General features: G+C 66.0%; 14 protein-coding genes. 7 read left to right on the top strand and 7 right to left on the bottom strand.

The window, feature by feature from the left end:
- Positions 1-140: 140 nt before the first annotated feature.
- Positions 141-1,364 (bottom strand): DNA polymerase IV, encoded by a 1,224-nt coding sequence (gene dinB / locus ITX31_RS12095; RefSeq protein ID WP_323745669.1) that lies wholly within the window; start codon positions 1,362-1,364, stop codon positions 141-143.
- Between the two features lie 73 nt (positions 1,365-1,437).
- Here dinB and ITX31_RS12090 point away from each other — a divergent pair, with 73 nt between their 5' ends.
- On the top strand, positions 1,438-1,977 hold the full coding sequence (locus ITX31_RS12090; RefSeq protein ID WP_194783698.1) for a hypothetical protein: 540 nt from the start codon (positions 1,438-1,440) through the stop codon (positions 1,975-1,977).
- Between the two features lie 29 nt (positions 1,978-2,006).
- Positions 2,007-3,110, top strand: a complete 1,104-nt coding sequence (locus tag ITX31_RS12085; protein ID WP_194784277.1) for a polyprenyl synthetase family protein — start codon at positions 2,007-2,009, stop codon at positions 3,108-3,110.
- 7 nt (positions 3,111-3,117) lie between these two features.
- On the opposite strand, the gene ITX31_RS12080 is transcribed toward ITX31_RS12085, so the two are convergent.
- Positions 3,118-3,471 (bottom strand): Rv2175c family DNA-binding protein, encoded by a 354-nt coding sequence (locus tag ITX31_RS12080; RefSeq protein ID WP_194783697.1) that lies wholly within the window; start codon positions 3,469-3,471, stop codon positions 3,118-3,120.
- Positions 3,472-3,697: 226 nt separating this feature from the next.
- Here ITX31_RS12080 and ITX31_RS12075 point away from each other — a divergent pair, with 226 nt between their 5' ends.
- Complete coding sequence (locus tag ITX31_RS12075) at positions 3,698-5,074, top strand: lytic transglycosylase domain-containing protein (RefSeq protein WP_194783696.1); 1,377 nt, start codon at positions 3,698-3,700, stop codon at positions 5,072-5,074.
- A 90-nt stretch (positions 5,075-5,164) separates the two neighbouring features.
- Positions 5,165-7,243: a Stk1 family PASTA domain-containing Ser/Thr kinase gene (pknB, locus tag ITX31_RS12070; RefSeq protein ID WP_323745668.1), complete on the top strand. Its 2,079-nt coding sequence runs from the start codon at positions 5,165-5,167 to the stop codon at positions 7,241-7,243.
- Positions 7,244-7,296: 53 nt separating this feature from the next.
- Here the strand turns inward: pknB and ITX31_RS12065 are convergent, their stop codons facing one another.
- Positions 7,297-8,685, bottom strand: a complete 1,389-nt coding sequence (locus ITX31_RS12065; protein ID WP_323745667.1) for a class II 3-deoxy-7-phosphoheptulonate synthase — start codon at positions 8,683-8,685, stop codon at positions 7,297-7,299.
- Positions 8,686-8,763: 78 nt separating this feature from the next.
- On the bottom strand, positions 8,764-9,684 hold the full coding sequence (locus ITX31_RS12060; protein ID WP_194783694.1) for a lysophospholipid acyltransferase family protein: 921 nt from the start codon (positions 9,682-9,684) through the stop codon (positions 8,764-8,766).
- Between the two features lie 212 nt (positions 9,685-9,896).
- Here ITX31_RS12060 and ITX31_RS12055 point away from each other — a divergent pair, with 212 nt between their 5' ends.
- Together ITX31_RS12055 and ITX31_RS12050 are read left to right on the top strand one after the other, a co-directional pair.
- Positions 9,897-10,661, top strand: a complete 765-nt coding sequence (locus ITX31_RS12055; RefSeq protein ID WP_194783693.1) for an alpha/beta hydrolase — start codon at positions 9,897-9,899, stop codon at positions 10,659-10,661.
- Positions 10,658-11,173 (top strand): hypothetical protein, encoded by a 516-nt coding sequence (locus tag ITX31_RS12050; RefSeq protein ID WP_194783692.1) that lies wholly within the window; start codon positions 10,658-10,660, stop codon positions 11,171-11,173. Before ITX31_RS12055 ends, ITX31_RS12050 begins: the two co-directional genes overlap by 4 nt.
- A 13-nt stretch (positions 11,174-11,186) precedes the next feature.
- Here the strand turns inward: ITX31_RS12050 and ITX31_RS12045 are convergent, their stop codons facing one another.
- Positions 11,187-12,260: an ROK family glucokinase gene (locus tag ITX31_RS12045; RefSeq protein ID WP_194784275.1), complete on the bottom strand. Its 1,074-nt coding sequence runs from the start codon at positions 12,258-12,260 to the stop codon at positions 11,187-11,189.
- A gap of 155 nt (positions 12,261-12,415) precedes the next feature.
- Between ITX31_RS12045 and ITX31_RS12040 the strand changes: the two genes are divergently transcribed.
- Positions 12,416-14,224: an AMP-dependent synthetase/ligase gene (locus tag ITX31_RS12040; protein ID WP_194783691.1), complete on the top strand. Its 1,809-nt coding sequence runs from the start codon at positions 12,416-12,418 to the stop codon at positions 14,222-14,224.
- Positions 14,225-14,307: 83 nt separating this feature from the next.
- Here the strand turns inward: ITX31_RS12040 and ITX31_RS12035 are convergent, their stop codons facing one another.
- Together ITX31_RS12035 and ITX31_RS12030 are read right to left on the bottom strand one after the other, a co-directional pair.
- Positions 14,308-15,735, bottom strand: coding sequence for a mycothione reductase (locus tag ITX31_RS12035; protein ID WP_194783690.1), 1,428 nt, complete (start codon positions 15,733-15,735; stop codon positions 14,308-14,310).
- A 56-nt stretch (positions 15,736-15,791) separates the two neighbouring features.
- Positions 15,792-19,190, bottom strand: a complete 3,399-nt coding sequence (locus ITX31_RS12030; protein ID WP_194783689.1) for a pyruvate carboxylase — start codon at positions 19,188-19,190, stop codon at positions 15,792-15,794.
- Positions 19,191-19,292 lie beyond the last annotated feature (102 nt).

Raw genomic sequence — 19,292 nt, 5'->3', positions numbered from 1 at the left:
GTAATCCAAGCAACGAAACCGGCGTGGTGGTTGTTCCCGCGGAGGTGTCGACGCTGATCTGCAACTAGTTCCAAGGATAGTTTGCAATCGGGTCCGGCGAAAGCGGCTGCCGGGCCCAGCCCGAACCTCTCAGGTAAAGCTCAGCCTAGCCCGCCCTGCGGCTTGTTCCGGTCCCGCGCAAGAAGCCGTGCCGGCATGATGCCCGATTCCCCGAACCTGCGGTTAATCCGGTCCAGTGCATCCTCGGCCGAGCGCCAGTTGTCGTCCCGGCCGTCAAGGGTCAGCTGCTGGGCGGCGCCGTCGGCTGTTTCAAGCTTTTCTGCCCGCAGTCCGATCAGCCGGACGCTCATGGGCCGCCTGCCCAGGCCGGCAAGCAGGCCGCGCACAGCTTCATACAACAGCTGGGCACTGTCCACCGGCTCGGTGAGCGTGCGGGAACGCGTCAGGGTCGAAAAATCGGCGTACCGGAGTTTGAGCGACACGGAACGGCTCTGGAGGCCTGCCGCCCGCAGCCGGGCCGCGGTTCGGTGCGCCAGCCTCAGCAGTTCCGTCTCCAGTACCTCATCCTCATCGACGTCCCGGGCGAACGTCTCCTCCGCGCCAAGGCTCTTCTCCACCCGTACCGGAGTGACGGCACGCGGGTCCCTGCCCCAGGACAGGTCGTAGACGTGCCTTCCGGTAGCGCCGAGGAGGCGCTGCAGGACGGCGGGCGGCGTATGGGCCACATCGAAGACAGTGTTGATCCCTACCCGGGAAAGGGCCTCCCGGGTTTTTGCTCCCACCCCCCAGAGCGCGGACACGTCCAGGGTATGGAGGAAGGCAATGGTCTCCTCCTTAGGGACCAGCAGCAGCCCGTTCGGCTTAGAGCGGGTCGACGCGATTTTCGCGACGAACTTGGTGGATGCGATGCCCACGCTCGCCGTGATCCCCAGTTCCTGCGACACCCGGCGGCGGATCAGTTCCCCGATCCTCCGCGGCGGGCCAAGCCTGCGCATTGAACCGGCAATATCCAGGAACGCCTCATCCACGCTCAGCGGCTCCACCAGGGGCGTTATCGACTCGAAGATGCCCATAAGCCGCCCGGATACCTGCCGGTACACTCCCTGATGAGGTTCCAGGATCTCCGCCTGGGGACACAGCCTGCGCGCACTGGCCATGGGCATGGCGGAGCGCACCCCAAACCGCCGGGCCTCATAGGACGCCGAGAGGACAACGGACCTGCCGCCCAGGCCCCCGACGATTACCGGCCTGCCAACCAGTTCGGGACGGCGGAGCAGCTCGACTGCGACATAGAAGGCATCCATGTCCACGTGCATGATGGTGCAGTCCCGGTTTTCGGCCGGCGCCTGCGTTTCTGTACCCACGTCCCCATACTAGGCAGCCAGCAGACACTCCTACGCTCGCCTAGACTGGATTGCAGGCCCTGACCCTTCGTCGATGCGGATCCCCATGAAGAAAATCCTCGCCGTTGCCTGCAGCGCAGCCATCCTGGCCGCCGTAGCCGGCTGCAGTTCCGAGACCAGCTCCCCCGATGCTTCCGCATCCCCCACCACCTCGGCGGCGCCCGCATCGCCTTCGGCCACGGAGGCCGGCCCGATGTCGTCCCCCTCGCCTACGTCCGCCATCGCGGCAGGATTCCCGGAAGCGCTCGTTCCCGTCTTCGCGGGATCCCAGCCCGCCGCTTCCAGCTACGAATCTGAAGCGGGACTGGTTACTGCGTCCATGACGGCTTCCTCCTCTGCGGACGCTGACGAGATTCTCGCTTTCTACACCGCCCACTTCGAGGAGCTTGGCTTCACGGCCCTGGATGGCGACGCGGTGGATTCAACCCCGGCGAAGGACTTCGCCCGCACTGCTGACACCGAGACCGAGACGGTAAACGTTTCGGTCATCACCCGGAACGGCAGCTCCATCTACACCGTGGGGGCGAACGTGCTTCCCGCTACCGTCGAGTCCGCTGGACAGGACACTCCGTGAGCCGGGCCCCCGCCGCATCGGAAGCGAACATGGAACCCGGACAGACACCCGGGAATGCGGCGCAGGAACAGACGGCGTACCGCCGCTCCCTGGCAGCTGACCTGGAGCAGTTCCTCAGCTACCAGCGCGGGGTCCTGGAGGATGTATCCAGCGAGTCGGTTCCACTGCTTGGCGCCGTCCACTCGCTGGCGAAAGGCGGCAAGCGGCTGCGTGCCCTGCTGAACTACTGGGGCTGGCGCGGCGCTGGCGGAGACGAGCTTGCGGCTCCCGCCATCCGGGCGGGCGTTGCGCTGGAGCTGTTCCAGAGTGCGGCGTTGATCCACGACGACATCATTGACCGCTCCGATACCCGCCGCGGAGCGCCGAGCGTGCACCGGCACTTCAGCAACCGGCATGCCGAAGCCAAATGGTTCCTGGACGGACAGCACTTCGGTTCATCGGCGGCGATCCTCGCCGGTGACCTCTGCCTTGCCCTCAGCGAAGAGGCGTTCACCTCCGTGGGTGAACGTGCCGCCTACAACACCCGGGCACGGGCGCTGTTCAACCGCATGCGCACCGAAGTGATGGCCGGGCAGTACCTGGACATTCTTGAAGAAGTGGTTGGACCCGGTCATGAGCCCGAACGCGCGGTTGTACGCGCCCGGAACATCCTCCGCTACAAATCCGCGAAGTACAGCATTGAGCATCCCCTTGCCATCGGCGGGGCGCTGGCAGGCGCCGGAGACGAGCTGCTGGCAGCATACTCGAAGTTCGCGCTGCCGCTGGGCGAAGCCTTCCAGCTGCGGGACGATGTGCTGGGAGTCTTCGGTGACCCGGAGCTGACCGGGAAGCCGGCCGGGGACGACCTGCGTGAGGGCAAGCGGACGGTACTGATCGCCTACGCGCTGAGCACCGGATCCGCGGCTGTCCGCAGGGAAATCACGGACAAGCTGGGCCGGCCGGACCTGGATGACGACGCCGTGTCCTCCCTGCGGGATGCCATCGAAGAGAGCGGGGCGCTGGCCACGACCGAGGCGCTTATCGCCGAGCACACCGAGCAGGCCTTCACCACCCTTGCAGCACTGGCTGTGGATGAGCAGACCCGCTCGGCGCTTGAGTTACTGGCCCATGCGGCCGTGACCCGGACTGCCTAAGGCAGCCCTACCAGGCCAGGGCCTGCGCCCGGCGGCGGATTTCGGTCTTGCGGCCTTCCTTCAGGGCATCGACGGGACGTCCGGGAAGGGTGTCGTCCGCGGTGAAGAGCCAGCGGAGCATCTCTTCGTCAGAGAAACCCGCGTCGGCGAGGACCGAAATAGTCCCCTTTAGGCTATCCAAAACCGCGCCGTCGCTGATGAAGGCGGCGGGCACGCTGCGGATTTTGCGTTCCCCGAGCCGCACCGCCAGCAGGGCCCGTTCTTCCACAAGGCTGTGCACCTTGCTGATTGTTACGTCTAGTTGTTCAGCCACATCGGGCAGGGTCAGCCAGTCGGAAACCAGTTCCTCGAGTTCATTCACGTTTCCAAGATTGCCATGGCGGCAGCAATCCCGGCCAGTCGGAGCCACTTTCACCCGTTCGGTACGCGCGCATAACTTTTCCCGGCGGGTATCGCAATGCGGCAATTCTCGTGTAAATTCGCATTAGTCACAGTAATCACACCCGTAACACCCGTATCACTACTTATTTTTGTCCCGCGGATTGCGGTAGAAGGCCGCCCGCCAACAGATGAGGAAACGACCCGTTATGACAGTGCAGCCCAATGCCAGGCCGCGTACCGCTGCCTTGCCCCGCAAACTGAGCGTTGCTGTAACCACGGCAGCGATCCCGGCTGTCATGATGTCCTCATTGGCTCTTGCGGAACCGGCCCATGCCCTGGCTCCCCAGTCTCCGGCCAAGGCACTGTTCCCCCAGCTTCCGCTGCAGGCAAAGAAGACCCTTCCGTCCGCCGTCATTCCTGCAGGCCAGCTCGCCGCACAGGTCCCGGCTACGGTGGCCGCCGAATCCTCGGTTCCGGCGACCCACCGGATTGTTCCGGGAGACACGGTCAGCGCCATCGCCGCCCGGTACGGCCTGGACATGAACGAACTGCTGCGCATCAACAACCTTGCACCGTCGTCGATCATTTACGCAGGCAGAGAACTCAAGCTGACCGGGTCCGCACCGGCCCAGGCTGCTCCCGCGGCCCAGGCACCGGCCCAGGCCGCCGGAACGTACACCGTGGCCGCCGGGGATACCCTGAGCGCCATCGCTGCCAGGCACGGCGTGAGCCTGGCCTCCATCCTCCAGGCCAACAACCTGAGCATGACCACCGTGATCTACCCCGGGGACAAGATCACCCTTGGAGCAGGCGCCCCCACCTCGGTGACCGTCCCTTCATCCGCCGCTCCCGCTCCGGCTCCCGCTCCGGCAGCCCCCGCGCCCGCCGCTCCGTCGGCCGGGACGTACACCGTGGTCCCGGGCGACACCCTGGGTGCCATTGCCGCCAAGCACGGCGTCAGCCTGAAATCGGTGCTGGACGGCAACAACCTCAGCATGAACTCCATCATCCGCCCGGGCCAGAAGATCTCCCTGTCCGGCGGATCAACCGTCACCACGGCTTCCTCGGCGCCGGCTGCTCCCGCGGCCGCACCCACGGACCTGGTGCCGAGCACTTTCCTGCACTACACCTATCCGCAGCATGTTGTTGCCAACGCCAACCTGAACAAACAGGCACTGAACTCCGTGGCCGTGCCGTCACGGGCACAGATGCAGCAGATGGTTGCTGACACCGCCGCTTCCATGGGAGTTGATCCGGCACTGGCACAGGCTTTCGCCCTGCAGGAGTCCGGCTTTGACCAGCGTGCTGTGTCCCCGGCAAACGCCATCGGCACCATGCAGGTCATCCCTTCCTCCGGCGAGTGGGCGTCCGGGCTGGTGGGCCGTGAGCTGAACCTGCTGGATCCGCAGGACAACGTCACCGCCGGCGTGGCCATCATCCGCGCACTGGTCCGCACCAGCCCCAGCCTGGAGGTGGCCATTGCGTCCTACTACCAGGGTCAGTACTCGGTGACCACGCAGGGGATGTACGCGGATACCAAGGCATACGTGGCATCCGTCCTGGCCCACCGGGCCGGCTTCTAGCACGCCAGCGGACTGGAGCCGGGAGGCGGATCGGGTGTCGATCCGCCTCCCGGCTCCTTCCGCTTATAGGATCAAAGGGTGCATGATCCCGTGAGTGACCCTCTTTTGGACACCTTGGTAGACAACCGCTACCTGGTCCGTTCCCGCATTGCGCGCGGCGGAATGTCCACTGTCTACCTGGCCATGGATACCCGGCTGGACCGCGATGTCGCCCTGAAAGTGCTGTACCCCCACCTCGCGGCGGACCGGGGCTTCCTCGACCGGTTTGAACGTGAAGCGAAGTCGGCAGCGCGCCTGTCCCATCCGCACGTCGTCGGCGTCCTGGACCAGGGCGTGACGGACACTCTGTCCTACCTGGTCATGGAATACGTTCCCGGCCGCACGCTGCGTGACGTCCTCACTGAGCGGCGCAGGCTCTCCCCGCGCCTGGCCCTTGCCATGATGGATGCCGTGGTGGACGGCCTCGCCGCCGCACACGAAGCCGGCCTGGTACACCGCGACGTGAAACCCGAGAACGTCTTGCTGGCAAGCAGCGGAGCCATTAAGATTGCGGACTTCGGCCTCGCCCGGGCCGTGACCACCAGCACCAACACCGGAACGCTGGTTGGAACGGTTGCCTACCTGGCACCTGAACTTGTCACGGGAGCCGGCGCTGACGCACGCAGCGACATCTATTCGGCCGGCATCATGCTCTACGAGATGCTCACGGGATCCCAGCCCTTCACCGGCGAAGTGCCGATCCAGGTGGCATTCGCCCACGTTCACTCGTCCGTCCCTGCACCCTCCGCTGCCTGCCCCGGGCTTGCCGAGGACCTGGACGAGCTGGTTCTCTGGTGCACCTCGCAGGACCCGGAAGACCGTCCGGTGGACGGGGGCGCCCTGCTCGGGGAGCTGCGCCACATCCGTACGTCGCTGACCGATGAACAGCTGGACTTCCACGCACCGGGCGGTCCCCCGGCGCAGCTTCCCGCCCAGGACGCACGGACCAGTGCGGTCCCGCCCCCGCCCCCGGGTGCCACGGAAGTAATCAGCCAGGCGCAGCCAAACGCCACGGAAGTCCTGCAGCGCACCGACAACGCCACAACCGTCCTCGGGAATCCCCCGGCCGGGGACGGCTACCGGGACGACGACGGTTATGACGGACCCGCAGAAGACGGCGGCGACCATACCGATCTGTCCTCACGTGCCGGCCGGCGACTGGCCCGGAAGGATTTCAAGGCCAGCCAGAAAGAGGCCAGCCGCGCCGCGCAGCGCCCGGAGGTATCCCTGCGCCCGGGCCGTCCGCGCAGGAGGGGCGTCCTGGTGGCGCTCCTGCTCACCCTGCTTGTCGCTGCCGCGGCCTTTGCGGGCTGGTTCTTCGGAGCCGGCCCCGGAGCCCTCGTGTCAATCCCGGAGGTGTCGAACACCTCGGTTGAGGCAGCGGGCGGCAGGCTTGGCGAGGAGGGGCTCCGTTACACCACCAGCGAGGTGTATGACGAGGTGATTGCGGCCGGAATGGTCGTCGGAACCGATCCGGCGGCAGCCCAGCAGGTCCGCCGGTTCCAGCCGGTGACGCTGCTGGTGTCCCGGGGACCGGAACTGTTCAGCGTCCCCAACGTCATTCAGCGTTCCCTGGCAGATGCCGAGGAGAAGATCACTGAGGCCGGACTAACCGCCGGCTCCGTCACCGAAGAGTTCAGTGAGGACGTTCCTGCAGGGCAGGTCCTCGCCCAGGTCCCATCAGCTGACGCAGACCTCCGCCGCGGCACCCCCGTGGACCTGACCGTCTCCAAGGGGCCGGCACCGGTAGAGGTGCCTGTGGTGACCGGGAAGACCGAGCAGGAAGCCGTGCGGCTGATCCAGGAAGCCGGACTGGCAGCCGCTGTCTCCCCCGAGCGCGTCAACAGCACCGATGTTCCCAGCGGATCAGTGGCAGTGCAGACACCGTCCTCCGGGCTCCTGGAGCGGGGCGGAACCGTAACGCTGACCATTTCTGACGGACCCCGCATGGTCCAGGTGCCCAGCTTTGTGGGCAAGCAGGCGGACACCGCACGCCGGGAACTTGAACAGCTGGGCTTCCGCGTCGAGGTAAACGAGATCCTCGGCGGCTTCTTCGGAACAGTCAGGGCCCAGGACCCGTCCGGCGGCACGGCACCGGAGGGTTCGGTTATCAGGCTGACCGTGGTGTAGGCACCGCGGGCACCGGGACGGGGAGGCGCAGCGCAGTCCCCGTCCCGGTGCGTTTAGCTCTTCTCCGCGAGGGCTCCCGCTACCAGGAAGGCCATCTCAAGGGACTGCATGTGGTTCAGGCGGGGGTCGCAGACCGATTCGTAGCCGTCCACGAACGCCTCCTGGTCCACCGGGTCCGCACCGCCCAGGCACTCGGAAACGTCATCGCCCGTCATCTCCACGTGCAGGCCGCCGGGGAAGGTCCCCAGTTCGTTGTGGACTTCGAAGAAGCCGCGGACCTCATCCATGACGTCGTCGAAGTTCCGGGTCTTGTATCCGTTAGGGGACGTTACCGTGTTCCCGTGCATCGGATCAGTCACCCAGAGCACCTGTGCGCCTGATGCAGTGACCTTCTCCACGAGGGGCGGGAGCTTCTCTCGAATATTTTTCGCACCCATGCGGGTGATAAAAGTCAGGCGCCCCGGTTCACGCTCCGGATCCAGCCTGTCGATCAGCGCCAGCGCATCCTCGGCCGTGCTGTTGGGGCCAAGCTTCACACCGATCGGGTTGCGGACACGGGAGAGGAAATCCACGTGGGCGGAGTCAAGGTCACGGGTACGTTCGCCGATCCACAGGAAGTGGGCAGAGGTGTCGTACGGCTGGCCGGTCCGGGAATCGATTCGGGTCAGTGCCCGCTCATAGTCAAGCAGCAGGGCCTCGTGGCTGGCGAAGAACTCCACGCGTTTCAGTGCCTCGAAATCGGCACCGCAGACGTCCATGAAGCGCACGGCACGGTCAATGTCACGGGCAAGTGACTCGTAGCGCGAGTGCGCCGGATTGGCTGTGAAGCCGCGGTTCCAGTGATGGACCAACCGGAGGTCGGCGAAGCCGCCCTGGGTGAAGGCGCGGATCAGGTTCAGGGTGGAAGCCGAGGTGTGGTACGCCCGCACCATGCGGGCCGGGTCATGCCGGCGGGATTCCGGGGTGAATTCAAAGCCGTTGACCATGTCCCCGCGGTACGCCGGCAGCGTCACACCGTTCCGCGTCTCGTCGTTCGAGGAACGCGGCTTGGCGAACTGGCCGGCCATCCGTCCCATCTTGATGACAGGCAGGGAAGCACCATAGGTCAGCACCACCGACATCTGCAGGATGGTGCGCACGCGCGCGCTGATCTTGTCCGCCGTCGCCGCCTCGAACGTCTCAGCGCAGTCGCCGCCCTGCAGGAGGAAGGCCTTGCCCTGGGCAGCCTGGGCAAGCCGCTCGCGCAGGATGTCCACCTCGCCGGCAAACACCAGCGGCGGAACCATGGAGAGCTCCGCCACGGCTGCCTCATACCCGGGGTCTTCGCGCCAGGTGGGCTGCTGGGAGATGGGCAGCGACCGCCAGTCATCGAGTCCGGGATATACGGCGGCGCCGGAGGACGGGGGAAAACTGGGATCAAGTTCAGCAGGTTTATGGATCACCCCTTAAGCCTACGTCCCTGCGTCCGCCGTCAGCGATCCAATGTGTCCTGTTACGCAGCCGGAGCGGCGGCAGGGCCCTCAGGCACCATGAGGGGCCTGCTGCGACCCTCCGGAGCTGTTGTCCCCGGTTTCGCTTGGTTTCTTCTCCGGCGCCGGCGGCTGTTCCGGCTTGTCCGGGGTCCCAATGACGGTGACCTCACCCGGTTCCTTGCGGCCGTTCCCGCGTCCGGTCCGGGGACCTACCCCCGTCTCCGGGGTTTCAGCATGCGGCAGGCGGACCGCCGCGCTGCGTGATTCGGCCGTCCTGGAGGCCTTCCGCGCCGCCGCCATCTTGTCCTTCACGGTGCTGGCATACACATCCACGTACTCCTGGCCCGAAAGGCGCATGAGCTCGTACATAATCTCGTCAGTGACTGAGCGCTGCACGAAACGGTCATTTTCCATTCCTGCGTAGCGGGAGAAATCCAGCGGCTCACCGACAATAATGCCGATCCGGCGGATATTGGGGATTCGGCGGCCGATCGGCTGCACCTTGTCGGTGCCGATCATGGCCACGGGTATCACTGGTACGCCGGTCTGCAGCGCCATCTTTGCCACACCGGTTTTGCCGCGGTACAGGCGCCCGTCGGGGCTGCGGGTGCCCTCCGGGTAGATGCCGAGGAGGTCACCTCCCTCAAGGACCTTGACGCCGGCCCGCAGCGCTGCCTCGGAGGCAGCGCCCCCGGAACGGTCGATCGGCAGCTGGTTGGTGAGGCGGAAGAACGCTGCAGTGAGCTTGCCCTTCAGGCCCTGGCCCGTAAAGTACTCCGACTTAGCCAGGAAGCTGACCGGACGCGGCACTGCCAGCGGCAGGAAGATGGAGTCCGAGAAGGAGAGATGGTTGCTGACGAGAATCGCCGGCCCCGTGGCGGGAACATTATCAATGCCCTTTACCCACGGCCTGAACAGGAGATTCACCACCGGTCCGATGAATATCGTCTTCATCACCCAATAGAACACGCGGCCAGCTCTCCCGTCCGGACAACACAATTGACAACACACATAACAGCACAACTAACAACACAATGAGGGAACACCCCAAGGACCCGACTGGCTCCCTTACTACTACTGTAAGCGCCGCAGCGGCAGCGTAGAGTTTCCGCCGCTTCTGACACGGGCGACTTTGTTTCCCGCAGGGTGGAAAATCGTCAGCCTAGTGCAACCATAGAGACATGACTTCCCCTGGGGGCCCGGCGCCGTTTTCAAGTGCCGGCGAGGGCCCGAATGCATCCACCGGCGTGCTGCTCAGCCATGGGTTCACCGGCTCAACCGTGAGCATGCTGGGCTGGGCCCGGTATCTGGCAGATGCCGGGTATGCCGTCAGCCTGTCACTGCTGCCCGGTCACGGAACCACCTGGCAGGAGCTGGCCCGCACTCCGTGGCAGCACTGGTACCGGGGCTATGAGGAGGCGTACACGGAACTGGCCGGACGGACCGACCGTGTATTCGCCGCCGGCCTGTCGATGGGCGGGGCCCTGGCACTGCGCCTGGCCGCCCGGCAGCCGGTTGCAGGGGTCGCCGTCGTCAATCCCGGACTGACTGTGGCGGACCCCCGCGCCCGCTATGCCCACCTGCTGAAGTATGTGATGCCGTCCGTTCCCGCGATTGGAAACAGCATCCGGCTCCCGGGACAGGATGAGGGAGCCTATTCCCGCACTCCGGTGGGGGCGGTGGCCCAGCTGCTTCGGCTCTTCAAAGACACAGCCGCGCACCTGCCGGACGTCAAGGCGCCCGTCATCGCGTTCCGGTCAACGGTGGACCCGGTGGTGCCCGAATCCAGCATGGACCTGGTCCGCAGGCAGCTTGGCAGCACGGATTTTGAGGTAGTACCGCTTCCCAACAGCTACCATGTGGCCACAATGGACCATGACGCACAGCTGATCTTTGACCGTTCCCATGAATTCATCCAACGGGTGAGTGCAGGTGCCGCAGCATGACTGAACGCGAACCGGACCGCAACGAGTCCACGGACGAGGCCACCTGGCTGGACCTGGTTGCCCGGCTGCAGGAAACACCGGAAACAGATCCCCGGCAGCCGTCCCCGGACCAGCCTGCCCCGGATGACTCGACCCAGGCGCCCGGCCCCGGCGCTCCGCCCGCAGGGCCGCGCTCCGCAGCGGACCGTACCCGGGCCATTTTCGAGAACCAGCCGCTGCGCGCGTCACCGCAGCCCCCCTCCGGACCCCGTGACTACAGCCCCGACGAGGAGGACGGCTCGTTCGTGCCGGAAGAACCGCCGCCGCTGGGAAGCGGCGAGCCGCTGGTCATTCTGGCCTGGCTCGGCGCTGCGGGAGGACCGCTGCTGCTGCTCCTGTTTGCCATGTTCTGGCGCGGCGCGCCAATGCCCGTGGTCCTTGGCGTCGTCGCGATCTTCGTCACCTGCGCCGGCTATCTCCTGTTCCGGCTGCCCCAGTCCCGGGATGAAGGCGACGACGGCGCGGCGGTCTAACCGCAGCGCACCATCAGCGCCGGGCGGCGACCCGGGAAAGGTCCGCTGCACCGATCAGTCCGGCTTCGGGACCGAGCGCCGCTTTTTCGATGCGGGCTTCCGGGCGGAAACCGCGCCCGGTGAGGTTCCGGGCATAGGCCCTCCGGGCCGGTTCCAGCAGCAGCTCACCTGCGTCGCTGAGTCCCCCGCCGATGACGAACATGCCTGGGTCGAGTGCGGCAGCAAGGTTGGACAGTCCCAGGCCGAGCCACTCGCCAACCTCACCGACCAGCTCGATCGCGGTACGGTCCCCCTCCAGCGCAAGCCGGGTGACAACCGCACCGGTGATGTCCGGAATGCTCCCCCGGACGCTGGCCAGTATTTCCTGGGCCACCGGCGAATTGGCGGCAGCGAGCTCACGGGCCTCGCGGCCCAGGGCGTTGCCGGAGGCGTACTGTTCCCAGCAGCCGCGGTTGCCGCACTCGCAGCGCTGTCCCTGCGGCATGATGATCTGGTGGCCGAATTCCCCGGCCACGCCGAAGCGTCCGCGTTCAAGGCGGCCGTCCATGATCATTGCTCCGCCGATTCCGGTGCCGAGGGTGATGCAGACAAGCCGGCTCTCCCCCCTGCCCGCACCGAAGCGCCACTCCGCCCAGGCAGCGCCGTCGGCATCGTTGGCAAGGTAGACCCGGCGGCGCAGCAGCCGCTCCAGGTTCTCCTGCAGGGGCTCATTGCGCCAGGCCAGGTGCGGGCTGAAAAGCACCGTGCTGCCGGCCAGGTCCATCCATCCGGCAGCCCCGATTCCAACCGACCACACGTGCTTGTGCGCGGAAAGTTCACGGACCAGATCGACGATGACGTTTTCGACCTCTCGCGGGTCCTGCCCGGGCGTGGACCGGCGGAGGACCTCGAGCACCCTGCCGCCGGCATCGACCAGGCCGGCGGCGACCTTGGTTCCGCCAATATCAATCCCGATCGCCAGGCCGCGCCGGCGCATCGGAGACGAGAGCCGTGCACTCCGCCGTGGACGCAGGGGGTCGGATGGCCTGCGGGACCACCGCGCGGCAGGAGCGGGAAAGGGAACCGGAGCTGGGTTAGGGGAATGCATCAAAGACCCATTGTAGGCAACGGGCGGCCCGCGAACATGCAAGCGTTATGCATTCGAAAGTTACCCGCGGGTATAAAATGTGATCCAGGTTATAGGCTAAGTTCCAACCCGCCGTCCAAAAACCCGCCGTTCAAACAGGTATCAAAGGAGCTATCGTGCGCGAATACAGCGTTCCAGTCCTGGGGGAATCACCACCGGAGACGAACACTACGGATCTGCTTCTGGAACAGGCCGCCAAGCCTTCCAATCCGGCCCTCTTCGCCGTGCGTTCAACCGGTGATGAGTGGAAGAACATCTCCGCCACGGAGTTCCTCGCTGATGTCTCCCGGATTGCCAAGGGCCTCATCGCCAGCGGCATCGGACAGGGCGACCGGGTCGGCATCATGGCCCGCACCCGCTATGAATGGACCCTGGTGGACTTTGCGATCTGGTTTGCCGGAGCAGTCTCGGTTCCCGTCTACGAGACGTCTTCCCCCGCACAGGTCGCATGGATTCTCGGTGACTCCGAGGCGGTTGGCGTGGTGGTGGAGGCCGCCCGCCACGAGAACGTGGTGCGCCAGGCAGGTGCGGATGAGGATCTCTCTGCCGTGAAGAACGTCTGGCAGATCGACGGCGGCGGACTCGACGCGCTTCGCGAAGCCGGCGCAAACGTCACGGACGAGGAACTTGAATCCCGCCGGTCCTCGGCCAGCCTGGCGGATACGGCAACGATCATCTACACCTCGGGCACCACCGGAAAGCCCAAGGGCTGCGAGCTGACGCACGGCAACTTCGTCAACCTCTCCCGCAATTCGACGGCAGCGCTGCCCGAAGTTGCCAAGGAGGGCGCCCAGACCATCATGTTCCTGCCCCTGGCACACGTTTTCGCGCGGTTCATTTCCGTGCTCGCCGTCGCGGCCGGATCCACCGTCGCCCACACGCCGGACGTGAAGAACCTGCTCCCGGACCTGCAGAGCTATAAGCCCACCTTCCTTCTGGTGGTCCCCCGCGTCTTCGAGAAGGTCTACAACTCCTCGATGCTGAAGGCGGAGGACGGCGGCAAGGGCAAGATCTTCCACGCCGGAGCCAAGACCGCCATCGAGTACTCCAAGGCCAAGGAAACGGGCAAGGTGCCCCTGGGGCTGAAGCTCCGCCACGCGCTGTTCGACAAGCTCCTCTACTCGAAAATCCGCACCGCCATGGGCGGACGGGTCCAGTACGCCATTTCCGGCGGCGCTCCGCTGGGCGACCGGCTGGGCCACTTCTTCGACGGAATCGGCGTCATGGTCCTTGAAGGCTACGGCCTGACTGAAACCACGGCACCGATCAGCGTGAACACCCCGCAGCTGATCAAGATCGGCACCGTAGGCGCACCCCTGCCGGGCAATGCCGTGAAGATCGCCGAGGACGGCGAAATCCTGACGAAGGGCATCAGCGTGATGAAGGGCTACTTCAAGCGCCCGGACCTCACGGACGAGAACTTCGCTGACGGATGGTTCCGTACCGGCGACATCGGCCAGCTCGATTCCGACGGCTTCCTGAGGATCACCGGCCGGAAGAAGGAAATCATCGTCACCGCCAGCGGCAAGAACGTCATCCCGGCGATGCTGGAAGACTCTATCCGCGCGGACGCAATCGTCTCCCAGTGCGTCGTCGTCGGCGACCAGCGGCCCTTCATCTCCGCGCTGATCACCATCGACGAGGAAGCGCTGCCGGGATGGCTGGAACGCCACGGCATGCCGGCTTCCACCACGGTGGCCGAAGCGGCACAGTCCCAGCAGCTCCGGGACGAGCTGCAGGCCCTGGTGGACCGCGCCAACAAGGCCGTGTCCCAGGCTGAGGCCATCAAGGTATTCCGCGTCGTCACCACGGACTTCACCGAATCCAGCGGACACCTGACGCCTTCCCTGAAGATCAAGCGCGCCCAGGTGCTCAAGGACTTCTCCGACGTCGTCGAGGACATCTATTCCGGCCAGAAGGTCTAACCGCCGCGCGGCCTGGGCACAGAGAGGCGGAAGCCCCGGTTCATCCCGGGACTTCCGCCTCTCTGGCGTCTGGGCCTGCGGTTTTAAGGCCGAAGCGCGATGCCCTGGGGGTTCGTTCCCAGGGACAGGAGCGCATTTTCCACTACCTCGGTGAGTGCCGGATGGATCCAGTACTGGCCGCGTGCCATGGCGGCCGCGTCGAGCCCGAAGGCCATGGCCTGGATCAGCGGCTGGATCAGCATGGACGCCTCGTGGCCCATAATGTGGGCACCCAGCAGCTGCCCGGTGGTTCGGTCCGCGAGCAGCTTCACGAATCCGGTGCTGTCCTCCATGGCCCAGCCGTACGCCGTCGAACCGTATTCCTGCACCGCCATCACCAGGTCCATGCCGTTGCCCAGGGCGTAGTCGCGTGCCTCAGCTTCGGTCAGGCCCACGGAGGCGATCTGCGGATGGCTGAACACGGCCGAGGGAACGAAACGGCGGGAGGAGGCCTGCAGGTCATCGGGGTGGACCAGGTTGTGGGCCACCGTACGTGCTTCCAGGTTCGCCACGTGCTTGAGCTGGTCGGCCCCGCTCACGTCCCCCAAGGCCCACAGCCCGGGAACCGGCGTGCCTCCGCTGAGCACCCGCTGGTATTCGTCCACGGCCAGGCGACCGTCCGCTTCCACGTCCAGGCCTGCTGCCTCGGGGTCCAGGCGGTCCGTGTTCGGGACCCGGCCGGTGGCAACCAGCACCAGGTCGACGTCGAGCTCCGAGGTTCCGGCCGGTCCGTGCAGGACGGCGCGGACCGACCCGTCCGGGTTTTCTGCCAGGGAGGTGAGCTGTGTGTTCAGCCGGACGTCCCATTGGCCTGATGCTGCGGCGGTGAAGCGCTCCGAAACGGTTTCGTCCTGGGCGCGGAGCAGCGCACCCGACCGCACGGCCATGGTCACCTCGGATCCGAAGGCCGAGAAGACGAAGCCGAACTCGGCGGCAATGTAGCCGCCGCCCAGGACCAGGACACGTCCCGGCAGCTCTTCGACGCGCATGACGGTGTCCGATGTGTGCACCTGCGGCAGGTCCATTCCCGGAATGTCCGGCAGGATGGGCCGGGAACCGGCTGCCACCACGATCTGGTCGGCGGTGATTTCCTTCCCGGAGGCTGTCTCCAGCCGGTGCGGGCCGGTGAAACGCGCATACTCGCTGTAGAGGGTGACGTTTTCCAGCTCTTCGTCCCGGTAGCGGCGTCCGCCCTCGGAGATCGCATCGATCCGGCCGAAGATGCGGTCCCGGATTTCGCGCCAGCGGACTTTGTCAACCCGCTGGTCCACTCCCAGCCGAGCCGCTTCGGCTGCAGAAGTGGCGAGCTGCGCCGGGTAGACGAACATTTTCGTGGGAATGCAGCCCACATTCAGGCAGGTACCACCGAAGGTACCGCCGTCAATAACGGCTACCTTGCGGTCGTCCCAGTCGGGGGTGATGAGGGAATTGCCGGAGCCGGAGCCAATGATGGCGAGATCGTAATGAGTCACCCTCCCAGTCTATCGGCGCCGGTTCCGGCATCCCGGTGTGCGTTGTCCCTGCTGCCTCAGCCCTGCTCGATAACCACCAGCAGGTCACCGCCGTCCACTTGCTGCACGCCGCTGACGACTAGGCGCGTGACCGTACCGGCAACGGGAGCCGTAATGGATGCCTCCATCTTCATGGCCTCGATCGTCGCGACTGTCTCCCCGGCCCCAACCTGTGCGCCTTCCTCCACCGTCACGGTCACGGCCCCGGCAAACGGTGCAGCGACGTGGCCCGGCTGGGCGGGGTCGGCACGTTCGGAGACCTTCTCGTCCGTCGTCACGTTGCGGTCGCGCACCATGACGGGGCGCATCTGGCCGTTGAGCGTGGTCATCACGGTGCGCATACCCTTCTCATCCGGCTCGGACACCGCTTCCAGGGTGGCGATGAGACGGACGCCCTTTTCAAGCTCGACCACGTGTTCCACCCCGGTGCGCAGCCCGAACAGGTAGTCCCGGGTGTCCAGCACGGACAGGTCCCCGTAGGTTTCCCGCACTGTGGCAAACTCACGGGCCGGCCCGGCGAACAGCAGCCGGTTCAGGGTGTCCCGCCGGGTGGCGGAGTCCCCGGCCAGCCCCTGGCTGTCCACCTCGGTCAGCGCAACCTGCCGGGCCTTGGGCTTCCGGCCCTGGAGCGCCTTGGTCCGGAAAGGCTCCGGCCAGCCCCCCGGGGGATCACCCAGCTCTCCGCTGAGGAAACCGATGACCGAATCGGGGATGTCGTAGTTCTGCGGATTCTCTTCGAAGTCCTCCGGGGAGACGTTGCTGCCCACGAGCTGAAGGGCAAGGTCGCCCACCACCTTGGAGGAAGGAGTGACCTTGACCAGACGGCCCAGGATCCGGTCAGATGCCGTATACATGTCCTCGATAGCTTCGAAGCGCTCCCCCAGGCCCAGGGCAATGGCCTGCTGGCGGAGGTTGGAGAGCTGCCCGCCGGGGATCTCATGGCGGTAGACCCGTCCGGTGGGTCCGGCCAGGCCGGACTCAAAGGGTGCGTAGACCCGGCGCACGGCTTCCCAGTAGGGTTCCAGGGAACTCACGGCTGCCAGGTCCAGCCCGGTGTCCCGCTCCGTGTGTGCCAGGGCGGCCACCAGGGAGGATGCCGACGGCTGGCTGGTGGTGCCGGCCATAGTTGCGCTGGCTACGTCGACGGCGTCTACGCCCGCTTCCGCCGCAGCGAGCAGCGTGGCGAGCTGGCCGCCGGCGGTGTCGTGCGTATGCAGGTGGACCGGCAGGTCGAACCGTTCCCGCAGGGCCGCTACCAACTTCGCGGCGGCCGCGGGACGGAGCAGTCCCGCCATGTCCTTGATGGCCAGGATGTGGGCACCGGCGTCGACCATTTGCTGGGCCAGGCCCAGGTAGTAGTCCAGGGTGTAGATCTTCTCCTGGGGGTCGAGCATGTCCGCCGTGTAGCAGAGCGCCACCTCGGCGACGGCTGTCCCGGTACGGCGGACGGCTTCAATGGCCGGGGCCATCTGCGAGACGTCGTTCAGTGCGTCGAAGATACGGAAGATGTCGACGCCGGCCGCGGCAGCCTCTTCCACGAAGGCGTCGGTGACCTCGGTGGGGTATGGCGTGTATCCCACCGTGTTCCGGCCGCGCAGGAGCATCTGGATGCAGATGTTGGGCAGCGCCTGGCGCAGGGTGTCCAGCCGCTCCCACGGATCCTCGCCCAGGAAGCGGAGAGCGACGTCGTAGGTGGCACCGCCCCAGGCTTCGACCGAGAACAGCTCTGGGGTCAGCGCCGCGACGGCGGGGGCTACCCCCGCCAGATCGCGGGTGCGCACACGTGTGGCGAGCAGGGACTGGTGGGCATCGCGGAAGGTGGTGTCGGTGACAGCCAGCGGCTGCTGCGCGCGCAGTGCGGCGGCAAACTTTTCCGGGCCAAGTTCCAGCAGCCGCTGGCGCGATCCCGGCTTCGGCTCCGGAAGCTCCGCTGGCAGCTTTTCCCGCGGGTCGATCCGTGCCTGCAGCTCACCGTGGGGCTTGTGGACGGTGACGTCGGCGAGCCAGTTCAGCAGTTTCGTGCCGCGGTCCGCAGGACCACGGGCATTGAGCAGCTCGGGACGTTCTTCGATGAAGGAAGTGGCGACGTCGCCGGCCACGAAATCCGGGTCCTCCAGGACCGCCTGCAGGAACGAAATGTTGCTGGACACTCCGCGGATGCGGAATTCTGCCAGTGCCCGGCGTGCGCGATTGACGGCCGCCGGGTAGGTGCGTCCGCGGCAGGTGAGCTTCACCAGCATCGAGTCGAAGTGCGGGCTGATGTCCGCACCGGAATATACCGTGCCGCCGTCCAGCCGCACGCCTGCGCCGCCGGCGGACCGGTACGCGCTGATCTTGCCTACGTCCGGACGGAAACCGTTGGCCGGGTCCTCCGTGGTGATGCGGCACTGGAGCGCCGCTCCCCTGATCTGCAGGTCCTCCTGCACCAGTCCGAGGTCGGCCAGGTTCTCGCCTGCTGCAATACGCATCTGGGACTGAACCAGGTCAACGTCGGTGATTTCTTCGGTCACCGTGTGCTCCACCTGGATGCGCGGGTTCATCTCGATAAAGACATGTTGTCCGGCCCGCTCCCCGATAGTGTCAACCAGGAATTCGACGGTGCCGGCGTTGACGTACTTCAGGGACTTGGCGAACGCCACGGCGTCGCGGTACAGTGCCTGGCGGATGCCCTCGTCCAGGTTCGGCGCCGGCGCAATCTCAATGACCTTCTGGTGCCGGCGCTGGAGGGAGCAGTCACGCTCAAAGAGGTGGATCACGTTGCCGTCGTTGTCCGCCAGGATCTGCACTTCGATGTGGCGGGGGCGCAGTACCGCCTGTTCGAGGAACACGGTGGGATCCCCGAACGCGGTGTCAGCTTCCCGCATGGCCGCCTTCAGCGCGTCGGGCAGGTCATGGGCGGTATCCACCCTCCGCATGCCGCGGCCGCCTCCTCCGGCCACTGCCTTGACGAAGATGGGGAATCCGATCTCTTCCGCCTCGGCCAGCAGCGCTTCGGCGTCAGCGCTCGGAGCGGTTGAGCGAAGGACCGGGATCCCCGCCTCGCGGGCCGCATTGATGGCGTGGACCTTATGCCCGGCCAGTTCCAGGACATCTGCGTCCGGGCCGATGAAGGTGATGCCTGCCGCCTTGGCCGCGCGGGCCAGCTGCGGATTTTCGGACAGGAAACCGTAGCCGGGGTAAATCGCGTCGCAGCCGGATTCCCTGGCTACACGGATGATCTCGTCTACATCGAGGTACGCGCGGACAGGATGCCCTTCGCTTCCGATCAGGTAGGCCTCATCGGCCTTCTGGCGGTGGATCGAATTGCGGTCCTCATAGGGAAAGACGGCAACGGTCTTGGCCCCAAGTTCATAGGCCGCGCGGAACGCACGGATGGCAATTTCGCCGCGGTTGGCTACCAGGATCTTCGAGAACATTGCACTCCTGCGTCGTTGCGTCGGGATGGAACGGGCCGTATATCGCTGTGTCTTCAGTCTCTGCACGGCCCGATCATTCGGCAAGCGGGTAATTCACATCAC

The organism is Arthrobacter gandavensis, assembly GCF_015355785.1.
In the GTDB taxonomy this organism is placed as follows: Bacteria; Actinomycetota; Actinomycetes; order Actinomycetales; family Micrococcaceae; genus Arthrobacter_B; species Arthrobacter_B gandavensis_A.
This window is presented reverse-complemented; position numbering and strand designations above follow the sequence as displayed.